Below are 25115 nucleotides of genomic sequence, written 5' to 3' on the forward strand. Positions count from 1 at the left end.
AAGAAAATAAGGAGGTAGTTGAAATGACCATACTTAAGATTATATTTATCTCTTTGTATAACCAAATTTTAAGTGTTCATTTTTAAACCAATAACAAGATAAGTCTTTTTTTGATTATTTTTGTAAAATAGACCTTAATTTTTCCTTATAAATCAACATTGTTACAATCTGAAACAAAATACACATTTTGTTACATATTAAAAATCCATGTACATTAGAACGGACTGGCTTTAGCGAGATTTCGGACATTTACGAAAGGGAATTGTATAAGTAAATACGCTTATTATAAGAAACGAAAGCAGTAAATATCGTGTGAACAATTATTTTACGCTAAGTCACTTATCCTACGAGGATACAATGCCCTTTCTCTCTGCCCCTTTCTTTACTTCCTTCCAAAATTACTTAAGCTACTCTTATCAAATCGCTGTGCGCACTGGCTGATTTTTATCGAAAGGACATCAACAAAATAATTTTGTTGAGAAACGATTACTCACTGTAAATTAAGGACTTGCCATGCCAACTCCATGCTATATCTCTATCGAAGGGAAAACCCAAGGTAACATCACTGCGGGTGCATTTACCGCAGAATCCGTCGGTAATATTTATGTTCAAGGCCACGAAGATGAAATGCTGGTGCAAGCATTCTCTCACGTAGTCACTGTGCCGACTGATCCACAATCGGGTCAGCCTTCAGGTCAACGTGCCCATAAACCATTCCGTTTTACGGTGGCGTTAAACAAAGCCGTTCCCCTGTTGTATAACGCATTAGCCTCAGGCGAAATGCTGCCAAAAACCACCTTAAAATGGTACCGCACTTCGGTTGAAGGGAAACAAGAGCATTTCTTCACCACCACATTAACCGATGCGACTATCGTCAACATCGATTGCCAAATGCCACACTGCCAAGATCCGGCAAAATCAGACTTCACACAACTGATCGAAGTCTCCCTGTCTTATCGCAAAATTGATTGGGAACATACGGTTGCAGGTACTTCTGGCTCTGACGACTGGCGCGCCCCTCTCGAAGGTTAATCCTTCTTTTCACCTGCACACCAAGGTGTGTGGGTGTTTCTTTGTATTTTCTTAATGGATAAAACAAGCGGTAGCTTGCTCAGTGGATATTGGAGCGAATGATGTTTGCGAAAGATAAAAAAAATAATCTCACCTCTCAGCTTGGTGGATTAAAAAAGAAGGCGCTCGATAAAGCGCAGGATCTAGCGATTGCTAAAGCAACATCGACACTTTCGGCCTCTACTCAGCAAACGCTCGCCACAGCTCAAACGGCACAACAAGGGCTTTCGCAAGCCTCGTCAATGGCCTCTCAAGCCTCATCGCTTATTCCCGGTGGCGGTTTTGCCGGTGGAATAAATAACGACGATGTACCGGGGCTGACCTTCTCTGAAGGATTGGCTAAAAATAAAGCCTATGCACAACTGTTAGATTCGCTATTAGGCGCAGTATCACCTTCTGGTTTGGTTTTTACCTGTCAAATTGCTGGCTTGCCTGAAAGCACCTTTCAAGTCACTGAATTTAATTTAAACGAAGGGTTATCACGTTTATTTTCGCTGTCAATTAGTGCGGTCACCACTTTGCCTTTTATCGATTTTCAATCGCTATTGGGTGTGGCTTCATCGTTAACGGTTAAGCGTAATGGCAAAGAAGTTCGTACTGTACGTGGGATCTTAGCCGGTGCCGTACAAGGGAATACCGATGGTGTAAAAACGTGGTATCACTTCGATATCCGTCCTGAAATGTGGGTGATGACGCTTAATCAAGACAGCCGTATATTCCAGCATAAAAAAGTGCCTGAGATTTTAAAAACACTGTTAGAAGAAGCCCATATCAAAGCTGACAGTAAATTTTACCGTGATGATTTACACCAGAAACGCCCCTATACCACGCAAAAACGAGAATCTGCCTATGCGTTTTGGTGCCGTTTAGCCTTTGAGGAAGGGATTAACTTTTGGTTTGAAGAGAACCAACTGTTTTATAGCGATGAACATATGGGCATGACGGCAGGCATTCACCTGACCTATAACCCGCAAGCTGAAAGCGATATTACAGATAGTACCGCGACTACATGGCAATACGGCGAATATCTCTGTGTGGATGAAACCATTCAGAAAGACAATAATTTTATTCGCCCTTCTTACCCATTAGCGCATCAAGCCAAATTAGAAAAAGGCGGTCAACATAGTGTGTTCGAAAGCTATGGACGCTTTCAAGAAGATGCACAAGCAGCCCCTTTAACCGCCATTCGTTTTGAACAACTGCGCAACGGTAGTCGTGTTGGACGTGCCAGCACCAATTGTTTTGCCTTAATGCCGGGCAAGATTTTCTCGCTGAGCAATCACCCTAGTTTAATGATGAATGATAACTGGCAAGTTATTCAGGTTTCGCATCATGGCGTCCAACCCTTGGCAGATAACAGCGGAGGCGAAGGTACACAGCTTTCTAATAGCGTCGAATTTATTCCCGGCACGCAAGAATGGCGACCGCCGCATCATTACAAACCGACGGCTGATGGTGATGAAGTTGCCACGGTGGTAGGCCCTCCGGGTGAAGAGATTTATGTCAATGAAGTGGGTGCCGTGAAAGTCTATTTTCATTGGGATCGCTATGGCAAGCCCGATCACAGTGCCTCGTGCTGGGTACGTGTAGCAATGGGTTGGAATGGCAATGGCTATGGTTTTTCTGCTGTACCGCGTATCGGGCAAGAAGTGATTGTCTCTTATCTTAATGGCGATATTGATAGACCGATTATCACAGGGTGCACCTATAACGGTCGCAACGCACCCCCGCTGAAATTCCCTGAAAATATGACCCGTACAACAATCAAAACCAAGACCCATAAAGGCGATGGCTTTAACGAACTGCGCTTTGAAGATGCCGGTGGCAAGCAGGAGATTTTTATTCATGCGCAGAAGGATATGAATACGGTGGTACTCAACAATCGCACCACGCATGTACTCAATAGCCACGCTGAGATCATCGATAAAAATCAAGAGATGCAGGTAAAAGGTAATCGCACTGAAACCATCAATGAAAATAACACCGAAACCGTCGGTCAGCATAAAAAAATCAGTGTGGGTAATACGTTAGCCATCGATGCAGGTGATGCCCTTGAGCTGCGTTGCGGTGCCAGCGTGTTAAGAATGGATAGTGCAGGCCATATCACTATTAATGGTACGGAATTTAGTTTTGAAGCCTCAGGTCCGGTGCAGATCACGGGCAAAGATATTGACTTGAATTAAGAAGGTGAAAATGGAATTTCGCAACTTAACCCCGTTTTCAGTCATGAACTATAAGATGTTAGATACCTCTGATATCGAGCATCATGTTGTCGTGATGAAAGTGGGTTACGACTTACTGCCCACAACAGAAATGGGGGTTTACCAGCCTCATCTTTCAACAAAATTTCCGCTGATTTTACAGGATGAGTATGTATCAACCATCAATACGTCTTCTGTTTTTTATGAAAGTGATTTAGCGCCCTTTAAACCTTTTTGTGATGTGATCATAAAAGGAATGGCGTATGCACCTAATGGCATTCCTAGCGAGTCGATTATCGCATCTGTCACCTTAATGGATGCAGAAAAAAACACCTTACTTTATAAACCATTACGTTGCACAGGTGTTCGGCAATTCATTTACAACGAGCAAAAAAAATCGTGGCAATTAACACGACCTAAACCAATACGACAATTACCAATAGATTATCGTTATGCTTTTGGGGGTGAAAATAAGATCTATGCCGATGAACAATTACAACACACATTAAATAAAGAAAATTTATTACCTGAACCTGTACGTATTAATCATCCCCAGGGTGTATCAGCGCCTATTGCACATGCTGCTTATGAATATAATCCATTAGGCCTAGGATTTATCACTCCGTGGTATCAGCAAGCAAAAGGTATTACCTCATTTTCAGCTCCTCAAATTGAATCATTAAGCACTCCCATTACAGCTGATTGGATTAATCAGCAACTCAATGCTAGCACTTTTCAACAGCAGCCCGCTGGTTTTGGTGTTATTGGTCGAGCATGGTTACCGCGCCGTTTATTAGCAGGTACTTATGATGATGAATGGGTTAATTCTCGCCATCCGTATTTACCTTATGATTTTGATTTTCAATATTGGAATGGTGCACCCGCTGACCAACAAATTCCTTACCCAAAAACTAATTTCACATTGAAATTAGAGAATTTAACCCCTCAAGGTTATTTGCAAACCACATTACCTGAGCATCGCCCTTTTGTTTTATTGCGTATGCAAGATGGCTTGTTTATTCCTATCAAATTGAATTTAGACACGCTTGTTATTGATGCTGAAAAACAGCAACTTGCACTGACTTATCGATTAGCTTTTGAAGTATCACTTCCTATTCGCGTTTGTGAAGCGCGTTTTGAAATCAATCCTGATGCACCTTTAGTGCGTTTTGCCCAACCACAAGAGGCGCAAACTCATGGCTGATAATTATATTGCAAGACAACAAGATGCTTGGTTCGTTATTAGTCTAGTTCCCGATGTTTGCAAAACACCAATAGGACCTTCAACTCCTCCGATCCCTTATCCCGTTGTGGCAAAACTCGAAACCGCTGTCGGCTCAGTGCCTACGGTTAGAGCAAATAACCACCCTGTTGTTGTTCTTAATCAAAGTGTTATTCCCACCACAATGGGTGATGAAGCAGGTGCAGCAAAAGGGATAAAAAGTGGCACCGTGGCGGGTAAGTGTTACCCCAAAGAGCACTCGAAAAGCGTTAAGGTCAATAAAAAACCCATTTTACGTCATGGGGATAAGTTTTGGATGAATGGGAAGTAACAAGGAAGATCGATTATGAAAACTTATCTAGTCTATGAAGTACCAGAAGTGGGTAAAAAAAATAATTACACTGATATTGATACTTTTGATAAACAATGGGGTAGTGCTTTAAAATCAGACGATAGCCTCCCCCAAGGTCATGCAATATCCAGCACAAATGACGATATTCATAGTGCTGGTTATGTTGGTTTACCATCAGGTCAAGAAATGTATTTTCACGCTACTTTATCGAGTGATAATGTAGCAATAAAAGTACTTGATAGTAAAGGAAATTTACCGCCAAGCCACCCTATTTACTATGTTGATTACGAAACATATGATGAAATAATTAAGAAATACCATCTTGATAACTTACCTCCCTCTACACAATTATTTAGCTCAGTATCAATAGATGAAGTTCAGCCTAATGGTAATACTGAAGGTATTATTACACATGTTCCTTCTTCTAATGGAAAGACACCTGAAGAAGCCAACACTGTCATTTCTGCTGAAAATGATGATGAAAAAATAGCAGCAACAGTAGCGGGAAGTATTACTCACTCATCACAACAAAACTCCCCTCCTTCAGAAGCTACCCAGCAAGTTTATAAAGCCTTTAATAATATGGGAGAGGCTATTGTCCATCCCGATGAAGGTGCTAAAGGTGCCATAAAGCAATTTTATAATGATGGCGTTGAAATGGCGGAAGGTTTAACGTCAGTCTCCTATTTTTACTCAGCGATAACATCAGCAAGAAATGCAATTGTTGCTAAAGTATTTGGTTTTGATGATATAGCGAAAAATCAAGCTCAGCAGGCAATAAGTCAAACTGAAAAAGCAAAAAATGTCGACTTTAGTGAAATTAAAGCAACGCTAGAAAGTGAAGCAGAGAAAGGCGGAGCTCTGCTTTATGAAGGTGCCAGCTTAATGACAGGAATTTTGGGAGTATTTAAGCATGGTTCGAAAGCTGTTTTTTCAAAATCTAATCAAGCACGTAGAGATCTTGATGCTACCATTGGAAATATTGATTTAACAACAGCAAAAACAGCTTCAAAAGAAAAACCAATCACCAACGTAGATAATATCAAGCCAGACACAACACCAATAAATAAAGCACCAGAAAAACCAGTTGATCCTGTTGATAATGTAAAACCGTCCACTGAGGTTGCACCTAAACCCACAGAAAGTGCAAAACCAGACTCAGGTGCAACCATCAAAGAAAAGCCTGCAACAACGGATACGCCTAAAACAGAAACACCATCAACGAAAGTTAATGATGAAAAAAGCAATACCCAGAGCTCTGATACAGGGAAAAGCCAAGATAACCAAAAGAAAAATACTGAAGGTGATCCCGTTGATTTAGTGAGTGGGGACTTTATCCAGATTTGGCCTGTTATTTCGATCCCCGGCCTTTTACCTATTGAACTCAATAGAGCTTACTATTCTACCCAATCACCTAAAGGGCTTTTTGGCAGTAAATGGGGAGATAACTGGTCAATGTCGTTAACACTGCATCATGGCAGTGTTGATTTTCAAGATCCAGATGGCAACCATTATACCTTTTTGACTCCTTCCGATGAAGTGTGCTCACGTAACCAACGTGTTCCTCATTACTTACTGTTAGGTAATAAAAAAACGGGATTGTGGATACGTGATAATCGCCATCAACGCCTTTATTACTTTGAAGCACAAACCGCAAAATCGTCACATTATCGGCTGATAAAAATCAGCAACTTGCAAGGATTATCACTTCATTTCAGATATAACGATAAAGGACAATTAAACCAACTTATTCGTTATGATGGTTTTCAAATAAATCTGCATTATCAATATGATAAATTACAATTTATTGATTACACCTTCGATTCAAAAGTCCAGCGCTTAGTCTCTTGTCAATACGATAAACAGGGCTATTTAAGTGAATGTGATGCCTTTCAGCAAAACCACTTATTCCATACTTATACCGCCCAAGGTTGGATGACAAGTTGGCGCGATACTGACCAAACTGAATTAACGCTTGAATATGATACGCAAGGCCGTGTCATCAAAACCTATTCAGAAAGTGGTTATTGGTGTGATCGTTTTTTATATGACGATACCTTAGCTATCAATACTTATATTGATAATGAAGGTGGTCAAACTCGCTATTATTACAATGAAAATCAGCAAGTTATTCGTGTACTCGATCCTTTAGGTCGAGAGACTCGAACACAGTGGCAAGATCACCGAAAAGTCAGTGAAACCAATGATCTTGGTGATACAACAAAATATGTTTATCACGCTGATGGGCTTCTAGCACAAATCCATCTACCTGATGGCCGTAAAGTGGGTTATGAATATAATGACGATGGGCAACTCACCTGCTATGTCTCCCCCTTTGGCGATAAATGGCAACTGACCTACGACGACAAAGGTAATTTAACCGCAGTTACCGATCCGCAAGGTCGCCAACAAGCCTATGAATACAGCCAACATGGCGAGTTACTTAAAGCTATTCAGCCGAATGGTGCACAGTGGCACTATGAATATAACCAAGCTAATCAATTAATAAAAAGCACCAACCCTTATCAACATAGCTCGGAATACCAAAGCGATGAGCTAGGTCGATTACTGCAAGTCACCAATGCACTAAACCACACCACTCGCTATCAGTACAGCAAAGAGCATGATGGTGTTAACGGCAGTCTCAGCGATATTTTACTGCCTGATGATATTCATCAACATATTGAATATGACAGCGAACGCCGTGTTGTCGCCGTCACCGATGGCGAAGGCAAAACTACGCGCTATCGCTATGGTGCTTTTGATTTATTACTTGCCACAATACGCCCTGATGGGACGGAAATTCGCTTTGAATATGACTCACTCACACGACTGAAAAAAGTCATCAACGCCACAGGGGATGTCTATTCTTATGAGCGTGATAAAGCCGGTCAAATCATTCGTGAAGTAGATTTTGCAGGACGTGAAATTCAATACCGTTACGACCGCTTAGGGCGACGTATTGCAACTCGTTATCCAGATAATCATGAACTCCGTTATCATTATGATGAGACAGGATTAGTTACCGAACAAAGTATTTGGCTGGCTGATGGCATTGAGCATAAATGCCTTTCTACCACCACTTATCAATACAATGAACGTTTGCAACTTATTCGTGCCACCAATCCTGATTCGGTGGTGGAATTTGAGTATGATGACCAAGGGCATTTGTGTTGCGAGCGCATTAATGGGCAAGAAATTAAGCATCAATGGGATGAAGAGCACGATACCCTCACCCAAACCCGCTTTGGTGAGCGTGAGCTTAATTATGCCTTTGGTCAACTTCATGAACTGACCTCACTGCAAGTCAATCAACATGCACCTTTGCAGTTTAGCTACAACGCATTAGGACAAGAGTTTTTACGCCAAAGCCAAGCGGGTTTTGCTAACTCGAGCCATTACACCGCCACTGGCTTATTAGCCCATCAACGTGCAGGACGGGGAACGGAGTCCTTTTTACAATCGCTACACGATAATCCGCTTCAACCGCCAATATCGACCGATGTTCACCGAGGTTATCAATACGATAAAGCTTTTAATCTGGTCAATATCGACGATGCTCGCTGGAACCGTACACAATATCGCTATAACACCAACGACCAAATTGTTGAAACCCAATACAGCAACCAGTTTGAACGTCAAAGCGAGAAGTTTCAGTACGATAGCAATCTCAATATCACCGAGCATCAGTTTATTCCGTCTGATGCGCATGGTGCGTTTTTACAACTGGCACAACAGCAACAAAAAGGCCGTGTCACTCGCCGTATCACCGCTAAAGGCTACCAAGATTACCATTACGACATTAATGGTCGATTAACGCAAAAAGTGGTTCATCAACACGGTTTTCGAGCAAAAACGTGGTATTACCAATGGAATACGCTGAACCAACTTACCGCCTGTTTTAATCCTGATGGGGAATGTTGGCGTTACACTTACGATGCCTTTGGGCGACGACTCAGTAAAAGCAAGGTGGTCGATAATCGCCCTATTACACCGCCCAATTCACCCTTTAAAAATAAACGTGTTCAGCGTGTTGATTATCTGTGGTCTGGCGACCAGATGGTGCAAGAAACCCCGATTTATGCCGATGGTACTCCCGCTTATGATTCGCAAATTCAGTGGCTTTATCAACCTGGTGAAATTACCCCAACAGCCCGTTATCAACGTGGAAAACTGCATTATGTCGTCACTGACCATCAAGGCACTCCACGCGAAATTTTTAGCGAAAAAGGCATTGTTAGCTGGGCAGGACGGTTAAATACCTGGGGACAAATGGCGTTTTGGCAATCACATGATGATTATGCCGATAATGACCCTGAATATACCGAATGTCATTTTCGTTTTGCAGGTCAATATGAAGATAAAGAAAGTGGTTTGTATTACAATCGCTTTCGCTACTATGATAAGGACACCGGGCAATATATTTCGCCAGACCCTATCGGATTATTAGGTGGCTTTAATCCGTATGGGTATGTGTATTGTCCAACGGGTTGGGTTGATCCATTAGGCCTTAGTGGCTTATTTACAGGATCGACTTTTACAGGACCTTCAGGCATTACTTATACTGTCTATCAACAACCTATTGACTGGGATTTAAACGTTAATACACGAGATGGTGTAAAAACTAACCTTCAAATAGTTCTTGAAGATGGTCGAAGTCCTATGGTGGTGAAAAATGGTAAATATGAGATCGTGAGTCTACATCACTCTAAACAAAATGGCTTAGGGCCTTTATTTGAGTTATCAACACCAACGCACGAACAATATAGATATAGTAATGCTTTACATCCACATTTACCGGATGCTCACCCTATCAATCCTGTAGATCGTAACCTTTTTGATGCAGATCGGAAAGCTTACTGGAGGCAAAGAGCTGAAGAAGAACTCAATCGTAGAAATCTGATTAATTGCTGTAAAAAAGGAGGGTAAATGTTAACCCCTAAATTGATTGATTATTTTAAAAATAAAAATTGGTGGTTTGATGAACCTTCAAGTGAATACCGCGATGCTTTGTTGAGTATTAATGTTGATATTAACTCTGATTTCGCACAGTTTTATTTACATGTTGAAGATTGCCCAACATTTTTAGGCCGAAATAGAGAGATTTATCAAATTGGTTGGTTTTTAATTAATAGTAATAGTTATCCATTAAGTATTGAAAGAACACATAAAGCATTAAAAATGCCAGAAGAATATTTGCCACTAGATAATTTTGAAGGTGAATACGGCTATTTTTATAATCAAAAAACTGGAGAAGTTATTGGATTAGGTTTAGGCAAAGAAATTCACGATTTTATGTCTGGTACTTTGAAGCCGCAATGGTCTAGTTTTAGTGATTTTTTAGAGTTTTTCTTTGATATTTAAACGAAGAGGCCAGAAAATCATCCAATCTTCTGGCTTCTTCGTTGTTAAGAGCCGCTCAGTTTACCCTTTAACCGCTGATATACTCTGCCATCAGCTCGCGCATACTGTGCCGTATGGCGGTTAACTTCGCTGGATGTTGTTGGTTTTCTTGATAAATTTGGTAGATACGGAGCTCATACAACATATACAGGGGGAGTATAAAAATCATCTGCTCAAGCACATAGACAGTTAATTCAAATGGCAAAATTAGCTCAAACCAAATCAGGCTATTTTAATGCTATAAAAGAATGGTCAGGAAGACACCTTCCTTTTGGACAATATGATTTACCTCGAGGTTTTTGGGAATGAACGAATATACAACTATAGCTGTATGGGTTGCTGAATCTATTTCAAATAAAGAAATAAAAGATCTTTTTAAAATTAGCAATAATGATATTAAATTAAAGATAGATTTCAAAATAGATAATGGTAGTGATTTTTTTGATGATGAACACCTAATTATCTTATCTACAGAAGAATTAGATTACACAGGAAAAAAATAGATGAAATTGGTAATAACGAACTAGTTTCGGATTTTTGACCTCAAGTTGAAAAAAAATTACGAAAAATGAAAATTGATAAAATAAACTTTGTTCTTGCTGTTCCTGATTTTAACTATAGGGGAAAAATAAAACTTGTAGATAAAATTATTTTTGTTGGTAATTTTAAATATAAAGAAACCATGGATGATGTTTTGGAATATTTCACTAAAGGATTTTAATTATCTATTAGCTTATTAATCAAATTATTTGAAAATGGATTATCTCTTTAACACGACTCAAAAAAGTCATTAACGCCACTGGCGATGTCTATTCTTATGAGCGTGATAAAGCCGGTCAAATTATTCGTGAAGTGGATTTTGCTGGACGTGAAATTCAATATCGCTATGACCGCTTAGGGCGACGTATTGCGACTCGTTACCCTGATAATCATGAGCTCCGTTATCATTATGATGAGACAGGGTTAGTCACCGAACAAAGTATTTGGCTGGCTGATGGCATTGAGCATAAATGCCTTTCTACCACCACTTATCAATACAATGAACGTTTGCAACTTATTCGTGCCACCAATCCTGATTCGGTGGTGGAATTTGAGTATGATGACCAAGGGCATTTGTGTTGCGAGCGCATTAATGGGCAAGAAATTAAGCATCAATGGGATGAAGAGCACGATACCCTCACCCAAACCCGCTTTGGTGAGCGTGAGCTTAATTATGCCTTTGGTCAACTTCATGAACTGACCTCACTGCAAGTCAATCAACATGCACCTTTGCAGTTTAGCTACAACGCATTAGGACAAGAGTTTTTACGCCAAAGCCAAGCGGGTTTTGCTAACTCGAGCCATTACACCGCCACTGGCTTATTAGCCCATCAACGTGCAGGACGGGGAACGGAGTCCTTTTTACAATCGCTACACGATAATCCGCTTCAACCGCCAATATCGACCGATGTTCACCGAGGTTATCAATACGATAAAGCTTTTAATCTGGTCAATATCGACGATGCTCGCTGGAACCGTACACAATATCGCTATAACACCAACGACCAAATTGTTGAAACCCAATACAGCAACCAGTTTGAACGTCAAAGCGAGAAGTTTCAGTACGATAGCAATCTCAATATCACCGAGCATCAGTTTATTCCGTCTGATGCGCATGGTGCGTTTTTACAACTGGCACAACAGCAACAAAAAGGCCGTGTCACTCGCCGTATCACCGCTAAAGGCTACCAAGATTACCATTACGACATTAATGGTCGATTAACGCAAAAAGTGGTTCATCAACACGGTTTTCGAGCAAAAACGTGGTATTACCAATGGAATACGCTTAATCAACTTATTGCCTGTTTTAACCCTGAAGGGGAATGTTGGCGTTACACTTACGATGCTTTTGGTAGAAGGTTTAGTAAAAGTAAGGTGGTCGATAATCGCCCTATTTCACCGCCCAATTCACCCTTTAAAAATAAACGTGTTCAGCGTGTTGATTACCTGTGGTCTGGCGACCAGATGGTGCAGGAAACTCCGATTTATGCCGATGGCACACCCGCTTATGACGCTCAAATCCAGTGGCTCTATCAGCCCGGCGAAATTACTCCAACAGCACGTTATCAACGTGGAAAACTGCATTATGTCGTCACTGACCATCAAGGCACACCACGCGAAATCTTTAGCGAAAAAGGCATTGTTAGCTGGGCAGGTCGATTAAATACCTGGGGACAAATGGCCTTTTGGCAATCCCATGATGATTATGCTGATAACGACCCAGAATACACCGAATGTCATTTTCGGTTTGCCGGACAATATGAAGATAAAGAAAGTGGCTTGTATTACAATCGCTTTCGCTACTATGATAAGGACACCGGGCAATATATTTCGCCAGACCCTATCGAATTATTAGGTGGCTTTAATCCGTATGGGTACGTGCATTGCCCGACTGGGTGGGTTGATCCGTTTGGGTTGGCGGGTGAGGATTGTGATAAGCTACTCAAACTTAATTCAGCACAACGGAAAAATATTTCCAATCTTAGAGAAGGTAAGGATGTTACAGTTAGAAATGTCGAAGAAGCAAGACAATTATTAGATAACATGCCAGAGCTTCGCCCTCATATAGATTTATTCCCCGCTAAATCAGGTGAATTATATCGTGGAACAGTATTTGGTGATGTATGGAAACAACCAGTTGGTACTTATCGAGGTGATTTATATAATATAAGAAATCCATTGTCTGATGTTGTACATGAATCGAGTAATAAACTGCATGATTTAAATCCTCATTATAATATTTTATTTAAAAATGGCACCAAAGCAGGAATAATAATAGTTCCATAGAAAGGAAAAGTGAAAAATGAAAGAAATAATAGATAATAGAGAGTTAAAAACCCTCCCTTTAGTTGAGAGAACAATATATCTTGATGACAATATAGCATCTATTGAATTTTCTATTATTGGAGATTTAGATTTCAACATTGAATTTAAAAAAAAATATAAAAACAAAAAAGAGGCAATTAAAAGTATAGAGACATTTATCAAAAAAAGTGATCTTGACAAAGAAAAAGGTATTGATTTTATATATGAGACTCAAATGAAAAAATCAAAACTATTAATTTTAAATAGCGTTATAAACAATACCTTATCACTACCTGACCATGGAGATGGTTACTTATATCTTGGTGATATTGAATATATTAAGGAACTCACTAAAAAACTAAGAACTCGGTTACTCTAATTATATGTAAAAATAAAATTAACTTTTCATATATGGTTATACCCAAGTCCATATGTTACTCAAAAATTTTGAGTGACAACCTACTACATGAATAAATTTTTATAATACTAATAATAAAACTTAATCATTCGTGAATGTGCGTTTTATAGAACATGAAGTTCGATATCGTTAGAACCATTTATGGCAACTCTATTATGAGCAGATAAACAGACAAGAATTTTACGCCAAAGCCAAACCTATTTTTCTAATTTTAGCTATTACACTGCAATTGGATTATTGGATAGCTGCAATAAAAAGACTGTATTACCGCCAAAGGTTATCAAGATTATCACTACGACATTAATGGTCGATTAATACAAAAAGTGGTTCATCAACACGGTTTTCGAGCAAAAACGTGGTATTACCAATGGAGTTCGCTTAATCAATTCATTGCCTGTTTTAATCCTGAAGGGGAATTATGGCGTTACACTTACAATGCTTTTGGGCGACGTCTCAGTAAAAGTAAGGTGTTCGATAATCGCCCTATTACACCGCCCAATTCGCCCTTTAAAGATAAACGAATTCAACGTGTCAATTACCTTTGGTCTGGTGACCAGATGGTGCAGGAAACTCCGATTTATGTCGATGGCACACCGGCTTATGATCCGCAAATTCAGTGGCTCTACCAACCCAATGAAATCACCCCAACAGCACGTTATCAACGTGGAAAACTGCACTATGTCGTCACTGACCATCAAGGCACGCCACACGAAATCTTTAGCGAAAAGGCATTGTTAGCTGGGCAGGACATTTAAATACCTAGGGACAAATAGCATTTTGGCAATCTCACGATGATTATGCCGATAACGACCCGAATATACCGACTGTCATTTTCGGTTTGCCGGACAATATGAAGATAAAGAAAGTGGCTTGTATTACAATCGCTTTCGCTACTATGATAAGGATACAGGGCAATATATTTCGCCTGATCCTATCGGATTATTAGGTGGCTTTAATCCGTATGGGTATGTGCATTGTCCAGTTGGGTGGATAGATCCGTTTGGGTTAAGCGCTACTTCTTCAATTAGAGAAAATGTTCTCAATAATATTGCTGAAAACAAAGCTGCAAGAGAGTCATCTAACTTTATTAAACCTGTCCAAACTCCGTGGGGACCTGCGATCCAATCTGGAACACCTGAAGCTCTTGCTGCCAGAGCAAAAGTAGAGAATGGAGCCACTCTGTACCGAATAGGAACAACAGGAAGAAGTGAAACTACGGGTGCTCAATTCTGGGCTTTAGAACACCCATATAACCCAGGATATGCAAGCAGGTATGGAATTCCTCAAGAAAATATCACAAGAAGTAATTTTATTATGACTGCGGAATTAAAACCTGGTTCTAACTTTGTAACTCGTCCTGCACCTGGTATAGGTGAAAATATTGGTGGGGGTATTGAAGTAGTAGTGCCTCCTGACGCTATTAAAATGAAAACATTTAGCATATTTTAAAATGAAAATTGACATCTATACAGAATCTAGAAAGTTAGCCACTATTTTAGAAGCAAAAGGATTACATCAATATCACGAGACCATTATTGATGCTATTGAATATAGTTCGACTGCAACTGAAATTTTAATGAAACTTCAATTTATACTAAAAATCATAAATAACAATATATTAGATGAAAGTGATAAAGAACTAATTGAAGAAATCCTAAGCCATATTAATCATTCATTATAATTAATACGATAAGCCAGAAGATCTTTCAATCTTCTGGCCTCTTCGTTTTTAAGAATCACTCAGTTTACCCTTTAGACGCTTACATACTCAACCATCAGCTCACGCATGAAATTTTTTTATTTCACTCAATTGCGTTTGCTGTTGGTAGTTTTATTGTTTAATAATTTGAATGTCTTAATTACAATAATATAGCTCATATCTAAATTTATTTATTTTAACTATAGCTCTTTTCTCTTCATAAGATATCGACGATGCCAGTTTGAACGCCAAAGTGAGAAGTTTCAATACGATAACAACCTCAATATCACCGAGCACCAGTTTATTCTGTCTATCAACACAGTTTTCGGGCGATTTACCAACCCAATGAAATCACCCCACAGCACGTTATCAACGTGGAAAACTGCATTATGTCGTCACTGACCATCAAGGCACACTGCGCGAAATCTTTAGCGAAAAAGGCATTGTCAGCTGGGCGGGACGGTTAAATACCTGGGGGCAAATGGCGCTTTGGCAATCTCATGATAATTATGCCGATAACGACCCTGAATACACCGAATGTCATTTTCGGTTTGCCGGTCAATATGAAGATAAAGAAAGTGGCTTGTATTACAATCGCTTTCGCTACTATGATAAGGACACAGGGCAATATATTTCACCAGACCCTATCGGATTATTAGGTGGCTTTAATCCGTATGGGTATGTGCATTGTCCAACGGGGTGGGTTGATCCGTTTGGGTTAAGTGGAACGTCGAAACTTGATGGCTCTTCAGGTGAAGATAAAACCCGATTCTTGATTGATTCAAAAGGACAAGTTCTAGATATTGAATATTTTAGAAACTTGAAATTTAATGGGCAAATTCTTGATGCTGGGCGAGGTGGAGGCAAGTTACCTATGATGGGTGAACCTGCTACATACTCTAAAACTACAGGTGGACATATCATTATTTTTGGTCCTGATGGTCGCCGAATTGCAGATATAAGTAAAGAAAGAATAAAAATAGTTGAATGGAATCGCTCACCCAAAGGACAATATTTTATTCGAACGGGTAGTGATACAAAATTTGCAGGTAGAGAAATACCTAATGAAATAAAAAAATTATGGGGATTAGAATGAAATTACATAAAAGCATAGTGTCTAATAAACTTATTGGTCAGTTCCCATCTGATTTTCCAACAGAACTTAGCTTAACCAACTTTGTAGCGAATTGTGTTGGACTAGAAGCAGTTATTGCCTGCTCTGCATTATTTTGCCCCGAAATCATAGAAATAGATGGCGTTATTTATCGAAGTGAAAATAATGACCAAAAAGTATACCCAAATGACTCATATGGAACAGATAAAAAAACATTAGAAATGGCAAGTAATGTTTTTCCAATTAGTCAGTTTTTTTTGATGGAAAATGATAAAGCTAGTGATGACTATATGCTGATAACTGTATTTAGTGAAGTTATTAAGTATTTCTGGAATATTAGATTAAAAAGCCTATACCCAAATAAAATATTTGAATTCATTATTACGGATGATGGTTTATATGGCGAAGAAGGATTTTGTATGACCTTTTATGAAGTTGAATAACTTTAGTCAGCTAGAAGAACCTAGAATCTTCTGGCTTCATTATTTTTAAGAGTCCATGCAATTTTTAGGAACTGATAACTTCCAACATTAACTTACGTATTGTTATCAGTTTCTGTTGTTAACTTTATAATCTAATTATATTCATATATCTTAGTAATTCAATACCAAGCAATTATTTAATAAAAATAGAATACCTTCTTACTTACAATAGTTGACTAGTCCTGATATAGGTTGACAACTTTTCAGGCATAAAACGCTCGATGTACTTCATCGGGCGTTTTATAGTTTAACGATAAGTGTGGCCGTTTTTCATTATAGAGTTGAATTGATTCTTCTACTAATTTTCTTGCTTGTTCTAGATTACTCGGTTTTATCAGTAGATACTCCATTTTTAATATTCCATTAATTCGTTCTGCTAAGGCATTTTGATAACAATCATACCCATCAGTCATAGAACATTGAATATTATGCTCTTTATGTATCTCCTGATATTCCGAAGAACAATACTGTATCCCTCGATCTGAATGATGGATTAACGAAGTTGTCGAAGTCCGTTTTTTTAACGCCTGAACCAACGATTTCTTCACTGAACTTGTTTTCATATTGTTATCTAAATGATATCCCACGATTTTTCGTGAATACGCATCCGTAATTAAACTTAAATAAGTATCACCTTCATGCGTCGATAAATAGGTAATATCTGCCACCCAAAGCTGTTCTGGTTGTGTGGGGATAAACCCTGACTTAATTAAATTAGGATGCCGATGAAAACGATGATGGCTTAAGGTTGTTCGATGATAAGCCCGTTTATTAGGCACCAGTAACTGATGTTCTTTCAATAAAGAAAATAGCCGATCACGACCAATAACCATCTGTTTTTGCTTTAAAATAAAATGTAATTTACGCCCACCCAGTCGAGGTTGTAAGACTCGTTCAGATTTAACAACATCAATAATGGCCGAATCTGCTTTCTTTCGTTCCTCAGTTCTATCCAGCCTCTTGTAATAAGCCTGTCGGCTGATCTGCATAAAACGGCAAGCAATTGTTACGGTGAGGTTTTTAACCGTTTTTTCTTTAATAACTCGGCTTTGCGCTTTTTTGACAAACGAACTCCAAAGTCTCTATCCATGACTTTAACCACAGCTTCGAAAAAATCGGATTTAAGCCGAGCTTCTTCAAGTTCCTTTTCAAGGATCTTAATGCGTTGTTCCGGCGTTTGTTGTTTAGAAGATTGGGTCATAGCTGAACCTCTATAAAAAGTATCAGGGGTACCGTTTGACCAATCTAACCTACCATGTTTACGAAGCCAAACTAAAACAGTAGAGCATCCTTGTATACCATAGTGATCTTGGGCTTGTTTATAGGTTATTTCGCCTTTTTCAACTTGGTCAACAAGCTGTAATTTAAAAGCGAGAGAATAATCGCGTTGAGTCCGTTTAGTGATTGGTTTCATTACATTCTCCAATTTCAGATTGGAAAAGTGTCAACCTTATTTAGGACGGGTCAAGTCCATAAAATGAAACAAGAAAAAATTCATCACTTTTTTTTTAAAAAACATCTACATTTTTCCTTAGAAAAAACAACAAATATTATTTTTATTAATGATGAAGAAGGCAAAAATATAGATAATGTATTATTTCTTGATATTGATTCCAAAAATGTTGATGGATTTTATAACAACGAGAGCGCCCCCTTTATCTCTATAGAGAAAACAAATGAAATTGATAGCTTCAACTTATATTCAACCTATAAAGAGCCACATAAAATCAAGGAGAAAATCACTCCTCACTTATAGTGGAAAATATAAGATTATTTTTAATTAAAATTATAATTAAATTGTAGAAATTTATTTAGCATCAATAATTTACACTTGTCTTTATTTATTATATTTTCACAAGGTGAAATCCCATTCATATACAAATAAAAACTTAGATAAAATAATAAAAAACAACTTAATACAATTCAAGAATAAAAATTTTTAGTACTCAAAAAAACATGGAGAATAAATAAAATGTATTTAAAGGATTTTTACCAATTATTTAATAGGTAAAAATTCATCTTTATTATTAACTTGAAGTATATAAAATCATAAATCTCAGTCTATTCATGATGTAATTTGCATTATTTAGATTGAGTATAGCATTCCTAAATATATGGTAACAGATAAAAAATTGGATTAGCTATAGCGCCAAAGTGAAAAGTTTCAGTACGACAACAACCTGAATATCACCGAGCATCAGTTTATTCCTCCTGATGCACAAGGTGCCTTTTTACAACTGGCACAACAACAACAAAAAGGCCGTGTCACTCGCCGTATCACCGCGAAAGGCTACCAAGATTATCACTATGATATTAATGGTCGATTAACGCAAAAAGTGGTTCATCAACACGGTTTTCGAGCAAAAACGTGGTATTACCAATGGAATACGCTTAATCAACTTATTGCCTGTTTTAACCCTGAAGGGGAATGCTGGCGTTACACTTACGATGCTTTTGGGCGACGCCTCAGTAAAAGCAAGGTAGTCGATAATCGCCCTATTTCACCGCCCAATTCACCCTTTAAAAATAAACGCATTCAGCGTGTTGATTACCTGTGCTCTGGCTATCAGATGGTGCAAGAAACCCCGATTTATGCTGATGGTACACCCGCTTATGATCCGCAAATTCAGTGGCTTTATCAACCCGGTGAAATTACCCCAACAGCCCGTTATCAACGTGGAAAACTGCATTATGTCGTCACTGACCATCAAGGCACACCACGCGAAATCTTTAGCGAAAAAGGCATTGTCAGTTGGGCAGGACGTTTAAATACCTGGGGACAAATGGCCTTTTGGCAATCGCATGATGATTATGCCGATAATGACCCCGAATATACCGAATGTCATTTTCGTTTTGCCGGACAATATGAAGATAAAGAAAGTGGCTTGTATTACAATCGCTTTCGCTACTATGATAAGGATACAGGGCAATATATTTCACCAGATCCAATAGGGCTATTGGGAGGGTTGAATCCTTATAGTTACGTACATAGTCCGACAAAATTTATTGATCCTCTAGGTCTTGCCGGAGGAATTGGAAATAAGGGCGAATATTGTAAACCTGATTTTTATGTTGGACCGGCTGGGTCTAGTGCGACAATGCCTTCCAAAGCCTATAGATATATGAATAGCCAATCTGAATGGAGTGCCGCTACATTAGAAAATAAAACTGCACCATTGAGCTATTTTGGCTATACAAAATATGGCTCTGGTAAAGAAGCTCGTGATGCCTATCAAATATTTTATGAAAAAGGCAATCCTGCATCTTGGAGTGATGCTCGACTACTGGGTGAATTTGATACATTGCAACTTTATAAAAATGGGGTACCACAAGTTAAAGTTCCTCTTGCTAATGGTGGTAAAGGACCTGAACTTGAACTATTCACTAGTGCGTATCCTCAATATGGTAAAGGTGGTGCAGTCCAGTTATTACCTGTAGAGAAAAATTTACCTGTAACTTTCGATAAAGTTACAATTATTCCGGAATAATTATATGACAGAAGATGAATTACGAAAAAACCTTAGATATTTAGCCGATAAATACGTAGTCGATAAAAATAAAAAAGATGAAATATATAATTATATTGATAGAGATGATGTACCTGTAAAAGGAATATTAGCAGATATTAATGATTTTGGAGTAAAAATAATTAGTCAAGATGATGGAGGCTTAATTCGCGCTATTTACTTTTATTATTGCTAAATTAGTTTATCAATATAAAAGAAGCCAGAAGATTGAAGGAGCTTCTGGCTTCTTCGTTTTCAAGAGTCGCTCAGTTTACCCTTTAACCGCTGATAAACTCTGCCATCAGCTTGTGCTTGCTGTTGTTGGTTCTGTTGCTTCAACGATCGAATGTCTTCGCTGTCCAATATCAATTCCCCCGTTTAATATCCTCACTGCAGACGTGAAACCCGTTTCAATACCCACTTCCTTCAGCCAATACCCTGTTAAGTGGATTGTGAGTGGTGAACCGATTTTACCCCCACTCGAGGCATACCCGACCGTGTAATAACACTCTATTTTTTAGAGAGAGGTATTTATCACTTGGTTTTACTTAGAATACGCCTTAGTCATAGTAACTATCCCTTACCTTTAATTGTTTGGTTAATGGTATTGGTGTACTTGATTACCTGTAGTCTGGCGACCAGATGGTGCAAGAAACCCCGATTTATGCCGATGGTACTCCCGCTTATGATGCTCAAATTCAGTGGCTCTATCAACCCAGCGAAATTACCCCAACGGCACGTTATCAACGTGGAAAACTGCATTATGTCGTCACTGACCATCAAGGTACCCCGCGAGAAATCTTTAGCGAAAAAGGCATTGTCAGCTGGGCAGGTCGGTTAAATACCTGGGGGCAAATGGCGTTTTGGCAATCTCACGATGATTATGCCGATAACGACCCCGAATATACCGAATGTCATTTTCGTTTTGTCGGACAATATGAAGATAAAGAAAGTGGCTTGTATTACAATCGCTTTCGCTACTATGATAAGGATACAGGGCAATATATTTCACCTGACCCTATCGGATTATTAGGGGGCTTTAATCCGTATGGGTATGTGCATTGTCCTACTGGGTGGGTAGATCCGTTTGGGTTAAGTGGGACGTCAACAATAGACCATATTGGAGATGGAAGACCAGTTAGTGGACATACTGGATATTTAAATAGCCCTAGACTTTCTAGACGAGAGCTAACAGATATCCGGAATGAATTGAGCGAATTAGGTATTAAATTTGTGAAAAATGCAGATAGGCTATTACCACCTCATACACGCGGTGGATTCGATTATACTTCTGGAACAGTCTATTTAAAAAGAGGAGCTACCCGATATGAAGCATTTCATGAAATGACGCATGCAAAGCAATACGCGGCTATTGGTAAAGAGGCCTATATCGCTTTGGGCACTTATGCAAGAGAATCTCATGTGTTTAACACGATTATAGGAAATAGAACAATATTTTCTTCAGCAGAGCTTAAACATGCCGTTGGTTATATGAGAGAACTTAAAAGGAGATACCTTAGAGGAGCAATAAATTAATGTCTATTAAAAAAAGAAGTGAACAGGATATTATTAATGTTGCAATAGATGCTCTAAATAGAGAGAAAACATCATTTGATATCAGATCATTAGACGCAATTTATAGTACTAGATTAAGTTTTAAAAATAATAAAAAATCAGGCTGGTCAGTTTCTGCTAAATTGAATGTACCAGAATCTTTTGAACCTAATATGGTTTTCGTTTATGTGTCAGAAGATGATGATGAAGTTTATGTTCCTGATATATTATAAGGTGTGAATTCACCTGCTTTTAATAAATATGAAGTGGTCAATAAAAGCAGGTAACTAACATTACCTTACTAGATAACTAACGGCAGCAAGCGTAGCTTAATCTCATTCAACTGCGCTTGCTGTTGTTGATTTTGTTGTTTAATGGCTCTTGTGTCTTCGTTATCGGGTATCAACACCAAATAGTCGTTTAAGATTTTGACGATAAAAGTGAAACCCGTCTCAAAACCTGCGCTTGGGACATAGCCTACGATGCAGTGACTCTCGATTTTCGGGAGCTTTATTGCAATTCACAATTTTTTAGTGCCCCCTGTTTTCTCTTTTTCTTACATGATCGCGATATTTAATACATAGACGATCACATCATGATTTTCTACTATTCCACTCACTAACTGATTACTCGCCACAATCCATTCTGATGGCACTGAATTTCGCTTTGAATATGACTCACTAACGCGACTCAAAAAAGTCATCAATGCTACAGGCGATGCCTATTCTTATAGGCGTGATAAAGCGGGTCAACTCCATGAACTGACTTCCCTGCAAGTCAATCAACATGCACCCTTGCAGTTTAGCTATAACGCACTGGGGTAAGAGTTTTTACGTCAAAGCCAAGCGGGCTTTGCCAATTCCAGCCATTACACCGCTACTGGCTTATTAGCGCATCAACGTGCAGGACGAGGAACGGAGTCCTTTTTACAATCCCTACACGATAATCCGCTTCAACCCCCGATGTCGACCGATGTTCACCGAGGTTATCAATACGATAAAGCTTTTAATCTGGTCAATATCGACGATGCTCGCTGGAACCGTACACAATATCGCTATAACACCAACGACCAAATTGTTGAAACCCAATACAGCAACCAGTTTGAACGTCAAAGCGAGAAGTTTCAGTACGATAGCAATCTCAATATCACCGAGCATCAGTTTATTCCGTCTGATGCGCATGGTGCGTTTTTACAACTGGCACAACAGCAACAAAAAGGCCGTGTCACTCGCCGTATCACCGCTAAAGGCTACCAAGATTACCATTACGACATTAATGGTCGATTAACGCAAAAAGTGGTTCATCAACACGGTTTTCGAGCAAAAACGTGGTATTACCAATGGAATACGCTGAACCAACTTACCGCCTGTTTTAATCCTGATGGGGAATGTTGGCGTTACACTTACGATGCCTTTGGGCGACGACTCAGTAAAAGCAAGGTGGTCGATAATCGCCCTATTACACCGCCCAATTCACCCTTTAAAAATAAACGTGTTCAGCGTGTTGATTACCTGTGGTCTGGCGACCAAATGGTGCAAGAAACCCCGATTTATGCCGATGGTACTCCCGCTTATGATTCGCAAATTCAGTGGCTCTATCAGCCCGGCGAAATTACTCCAACAGCACGTTATCAACGTGGAAAACTGCATTATGTCGTCACTGACCATCAAGGCACACCACGCGAAATCTTTAGCGAAAAAGGCATTGTTAGCTGGGCAGGTCGATTAAATACCTGGGGACAAATGGCCTTTTGGCAATCCCATGATGATTATGCTGATAACGACCCTGAATACACTGAATGTCATTTTCGTTTTGCCGGACAATATGAAGATAAAGAAAGTGGCTTGTATTACAATCGCTTTCGCTACTATGATAAGGATACAGGGCAATATATTTCACCTGACCCTATCGGATTATTAGGTGGCTTTAATCCGTATGGGTATGTGCATTGTCCAACTGGGTGGGTTGATCCGTTTGGCTTGGCGGGTGGTCAGGGGAATAAAGGAGAGCCAAAAACCACAATAACGAAAGGAATAGATGTAACCTCTGAGGTCATCCAGAGCGCCTTAAAAGGTGATACTATGCAAACAGCTCAAGGGTCCGTTTCTTTACCTATGGTTCAACGCTATGTGGATCGATTAGCGAAAGGAGATGTTGCTCCACCAATAAAAGTTGATGGCAATATTATTGTTGAAGGAAATCATAGATATGTTGCAGGTAAGGTATTTGGTAAATTGCCTGAAACAGTACCTGGAACATTATCTCCTAGTCAGGCCGCACGTGTTAAACCAATGTCTGAAACTAAAGTTGATAGTTTTGATTGGGGAGGTAAGTAATGGTGCAAATCCAGTTTGAATCAACAGAGGCAATCAGAGAGATAAACGTAAATAGTTTAGATGGTTTTGATTTTACTAATGATTTATTACATACGGCCATTTTTGAAAAGTTTTCATTAAAAAGAGCCATCTTTAAACAAGCTAATTTACGTGGTGCAAACTTTGCCTATTGCTTATTAGATGAAGCTAACTTCACTAATTCATTATTGATGAACTCTAATTTTATGGAAGCTTCTATGGTAAATGCAATATTAGTAGATTCCAAACTTGCAGGCGCCTTCTTTTTAAATGCTAATTTAAAAAATGCAAATCTTAGTGGTGCTGACTTATTTGCTACAAATATGAATGGTGCGAACTTGAAAGGTGCAAATATGAATGTGAGTAGAATCAGTGATGCTACCTTTGTTAATGCAGAATATGACAATGATACAATGTGGCCTGATGATTTTTCTCCTATAAAGGCTGGTGCTAGACTTACTATGTGACCACATCATATCTATTTAACATCCCTATTCGATAACCAACGCCTGCAAGCGCAGCTTAATCTCTCTCAGTTGCGCTTGCTGTTGTTGGTTTTGTTGTTTTATTGCTCTGGTCTCTTCGCTGTCCAGTATCAAAACCAAACAGCTGTTTAAGATTTTGACGGTAAACGTAAAGCCAGTCTCAAAACCTGCCGCTTTTAGCCAGTGCCCTGTTAGATGAATTCCGTTCGAAAGTGTGCTTTTGTTGCCATTTTGGGAATAGCCCACAGTGTAGTGCATCTCGATTTTCGAGTACTTTATTTCAAGTCACACAATTTTTTTAATGCCCTCCTGTTTTCTCTTTTTCTTACATGATCGCGATATTTAATACACAGACGATCACATCATGATTTTCTACTATTCTACTTACTAACCGATTACAACTACTATCC

General features: G+C 39.0%; 22 protein-coding genes and 3 pseudogenes. 23 read left to right on the forward strand and 2 right to left on the reverse strand.

The annotated features are described in order from the left end of the window. The first annotated feature begins 513 nt into the window (after nucleotides 1-513). From LG402_RS15530 to LG402_RS15600, 15 genes and pseudogenes are all read left to right on the forward strand, one after another. On the forward strand, nucleotides 514-1032 hold the full coding sequence (locus LG402_RS15530; protein WP_036939804.1) for an Hcp family type VI secretion system effector: 519 nt from the start codon (nucleotides 514-516) through the stop codon (nucleotides 1030-1032). A gap of 101 nt (nucleotides 1033-1133) precedes the next feature. Beyond that, entirely contained in the window at nucleotides 1134-3254 is a 2121-nt protein-coding gene (locus LG402_RS15535) for a type VI secretion system Vgr family protein (RefSeq protein ID WP_227335889.1), read from the forward strand. Between the two features lie 10 nt (nucleotides 3255-3264). Continuing rightward, the gene (locus LG402_RS15540) at nucleotides 3265-4476 is read left to right on the forward strand and encodes a DUF2169 domain-containing protein (RefSeq protein WP_227335890.1); all 1212 of its coding nucleotides are present in this window, start codon (nucleotides 3265-3267) and stop codon (nucleotides 4474-4476) included. Then, entirely contained in the window at nucleotides 4469-4825 is a 357-nt protein-coding gene (locus LG402_RS15545; RefSeq protein WP_227335891.1) for a DUF4150 domain-containing protein, read from the forward strand. Before LG402_RS15540 ends, LG402_RS15545 begins: the two co-directional genes overlap by 8 nt. A 15-nt stretch (nucleotides 4826-4840) precedes the next feature. Beyond that, nucleotides 4841-9775, forward strand: a complete 4935-nt coding sequence (locus LG402_RS15550; RefSeq protein WP_227335892.1) for an RHS repeat-associated core domain-containing protein — start codon at nucleotides 4841-4843, stop codon at nucleotides 9773-9775. Next, nucleotides 9776-10210 (forward strand): hypothetical protein, encoded by a 435-nt coding sequence (locus tag LG402_RS15555; protein WP_227335893.1) that lies wholly within the window; start codon nucleotides 9776-9778, stop codon nucleotides 10208-10210. Nucleotides 10211-10554: 344 nt separating this feature from the next. Then, the gene (locus tag LG402_RS15560; RefSeq protein WP_227335894.1) at nucleotides 10555-10752 is read left to right on the forward strand and encodes a hypothetical protein; all 198 of its coding nucleotides are present in this window, start codon (nucleotides 10555-10557) and stop codon (nucleotides 10750-10752) included. A 65-nt stretch (nucleotides 10753-10817) separates the two neighbouring features. After that, nucleotides 10818-10970: a hypothetical protein gene (locus LG402_RS15565; RefSeq protein WP_210813821.1), complete on the forward strand. Its 153-nt coding sequence runs from the start codon at nucleotides 10818-10820 to the stop codon at nucleotides 10968-10970. A 131-nt stretch (nucleotides 10971-11101) separates the two neighbouring features. After that, on the forward strand, nucleotides 11102-13075 hold the full coding sequence (locus LG402_RS15570) for an RHS repeat-associated core domain-containing protein (protein WP_413685598.1): 1974 nt from the start codon (nucleotides 11102-11104) through the stop codon (nucleotides 13073-13075). Between the two features lie 16 nt (nucleotides 13076-13091). Beyond that, entirely contained in the window at nucleotides 13092-13472 is a 381-nt protein-coding gene (locus LG402_RS15575; RefSeq protein ID WP_166540420.1) for a hypothetical protein, read from the forward strand. A 362-nt stretch (nucleotides 13473-13834) separates the two neighbouring features. Next, the gene (locus LG402_RS15580; RefSeq protein WP_227335895.1) at nucleotides 13835-14266 is read left to right on the forward strand and encodes a hypothetical protein; all 432 of its coding nucleotides are present in this window, start codon (nucleotides 13835-13837) and stop codon (nucleotides 14264-14266) included. A gap of 115 nt (nucleotides 14267-14381) precedes the next feature. Further along, the gene (locus LG402_RS15585; protein WP_227335896.1) at nucleotides 14382-14960 is read left to right on the forward strand and encodes an RHS repeat-associated core domain-containing protein; all 579 of its coding nucleotides are present in this window, start codon (nucleotides 14382-14384) and stop codon (nucleotides 14958-14960) included. A gap of 1 nt (nucleotide 14961) precedes the next feature. Beyond that, nucleotides 14962-15192: a hypothetical protein gene (locus LG402_RS15590; RefSeq protein WP_166540401.1), complete on the forward strand. Its 231-nt coding sequence runs from the start codon at nucleotides 14962-14964 to the stop codon at nucleotides 15190-15192. Between the two features lie 350 nt (nucleotides 15193-15542). Further along, nucleotides 15543-15937: pseudogene (locus LG402_RS22385) on the forward strand (RHS repeat-associated core domain-containing protein); the annotation flags it as partial. 365 nt (nucleotides 15938-16302) lie between these two features. Next, nucleotides 16303-16767, forward strand: coding sequence for a hypothetical protein (locus tag LG402_RS15600; RefSeq protein ID WP_165122666.1), 465 nt, complete (start codon nucleotides 16303-16305; stop codon nucleotides 16765-16767). Nucleotides 16768-17009: 242 nt separating this feature from the next. Here LG402_RS15600 and LG402_RS15605 read toward each other — a convergent pair. Beyond that, nucleotides 17010-18220, reverse strand: a protein-coding gene (locus LG402_RS15605; RefSeq protein ID WP_227335837.1) for an IS3 family transposase whose coding sequence is annotated in 2 segments (ribosomal slippage) — nucleotides 17010-17878 and nucleotides 17878-18220 — 1212 coding nt in all. Because the reading frame shifts where the segments join, the coding sequence is not laid out codon by codon here. Nucleotides 18221-18283: 63 nt separating this feature from the next. On the opposite strand from LG402_RS15605, the gene LG402_RS15610 reads away from it, so the two are divergent. The 8 genes and pseudogenes from LG402_RS15610 to LG402_RS15645 all read left to right on the forward strand — a co-directional run bounded on the left by LG402_RS15610 (nucleotide 18284) and on the right by LG402_RS15645 (nucleotide 24687). Further along, nucleotides 18284-18562 (forward strand): hypothetical protein, encoded by a 279-nt coding sequence (locus LG402_RS15610; RefSeq protein WP_227335897.1) that lies wholly within the window; start codon nucleotides 18284-18286, stop codon nucleotides 18560-18562. 580 nt (nucleotides 18563-19142) lie between these two features. Beyond that, nucleotides 19143-20294: an RHS repeat domain-containing protein gene (locus LG402_RS15615; RefSeq protein WP_227335898.1), complete on the forward strand. Its 1152-nt coding sequence runs from the start codon at nucleotides 19143-19145 to the stop codon at nucleotides 20292-20294. A 4-nt stretch (nucleotides 20295-20298) separates the two neighbouring features. Then, nucleotides 20299-20508, forward strand: a complete 210-nt coding sequence (locus LG402_RS15620; RefSeq protein ID WP_210813820.1) for a hypothetical protein — start codon at nucleotides 20299-20301, stop codon at nucleotides 20506-20508. A gap of 434 nt (nucleotides 20509-20942) precedes the next feature. Continuing rightward, nucleotides 20943-21410 (forward strand): annotated as a pseudogene (locus LG402_RS15625) (RHS repeat-associated core domain-containing protein); the annotation flags it as partial. Nucleotides 21411-21500: 90 nt separating this feature from the next. Then, a pseudogene (locus LG402_RS15630) lies at nucleotides 21501-21848 on the forward strand (zincin-like metallopeptidase toxin domain-containing protein); the annotation flags it as partial. Continuing rightward, the gene (locus tag LG402_RS15635) at nucleotides 21848-22099 is read left to right on the forward strand and encodes a hypothetical protein (RefSeq protein WP_227335899.1); all 252 of its coding nucleotides are present in this window, start codon (nucleotides 21848-21850) and stop codon (nucleotides 22097-22099) included. The pseudogene LG402_RS15630 and the gene LG402_RS15635, both read left to right, overlap by 1 nt. 729 nt (nucleotides 22100-22828) lie before the next feature. Continuing rightward, on the forward strand, nucleotides 22829-24202 hold the full coding sequence (locus tag LG402_RS15640; protein WP_227335900.1) for an RHS repeat domain-containing protein: 1374 nt from the start codon (nucleotides 22829-22831) through the stop codon (nucleotides 24200-24202). Next, nucleotides 24202-24687 (forward strand): pentapeptide repeat-containing protein, encoded by a 486-nt coding sequence (locus LG402_RS15645; protein WP_099074736.1) that lies wholly within the window; start codon nucleotides 24202-24204, stop codon nucleotides 24685-24687. Before LG402_RS15640 ends, LG402_RS15645 begins: the two co-directional genes overlap by 1 nt. Nucleotides 24688-24711: 24 nt before the next feature. Here LG402_RS15645 and LG402_RS15650 read toward each other — a convergent pair whose 3' ends face one another. Beyond that, the gene (locus tag LG402_RS15650) at nucleotides 24712-24963 is read right to left on the reverse strand and encodes a SymE family type I addiction module toxin (protein ID WP_166540398.1); all 252 of its coding nucleotides are present in this window, start codon (nucleotides 24961-24963) and stop codon (nucleotides 24712-24714) included. Between the last annotated feature and the right edge of the window lie 152 nt (nucleotides 24964-25115).

The organism is Proteus sp. NMG38-2 (assembly GCF_020640995.1).
Classification (GTDB): Bacteria; Pseudomonadota; Gammaproteobacteria; order Enterobacterales; family Enterobacteriaceae; genus Proteus.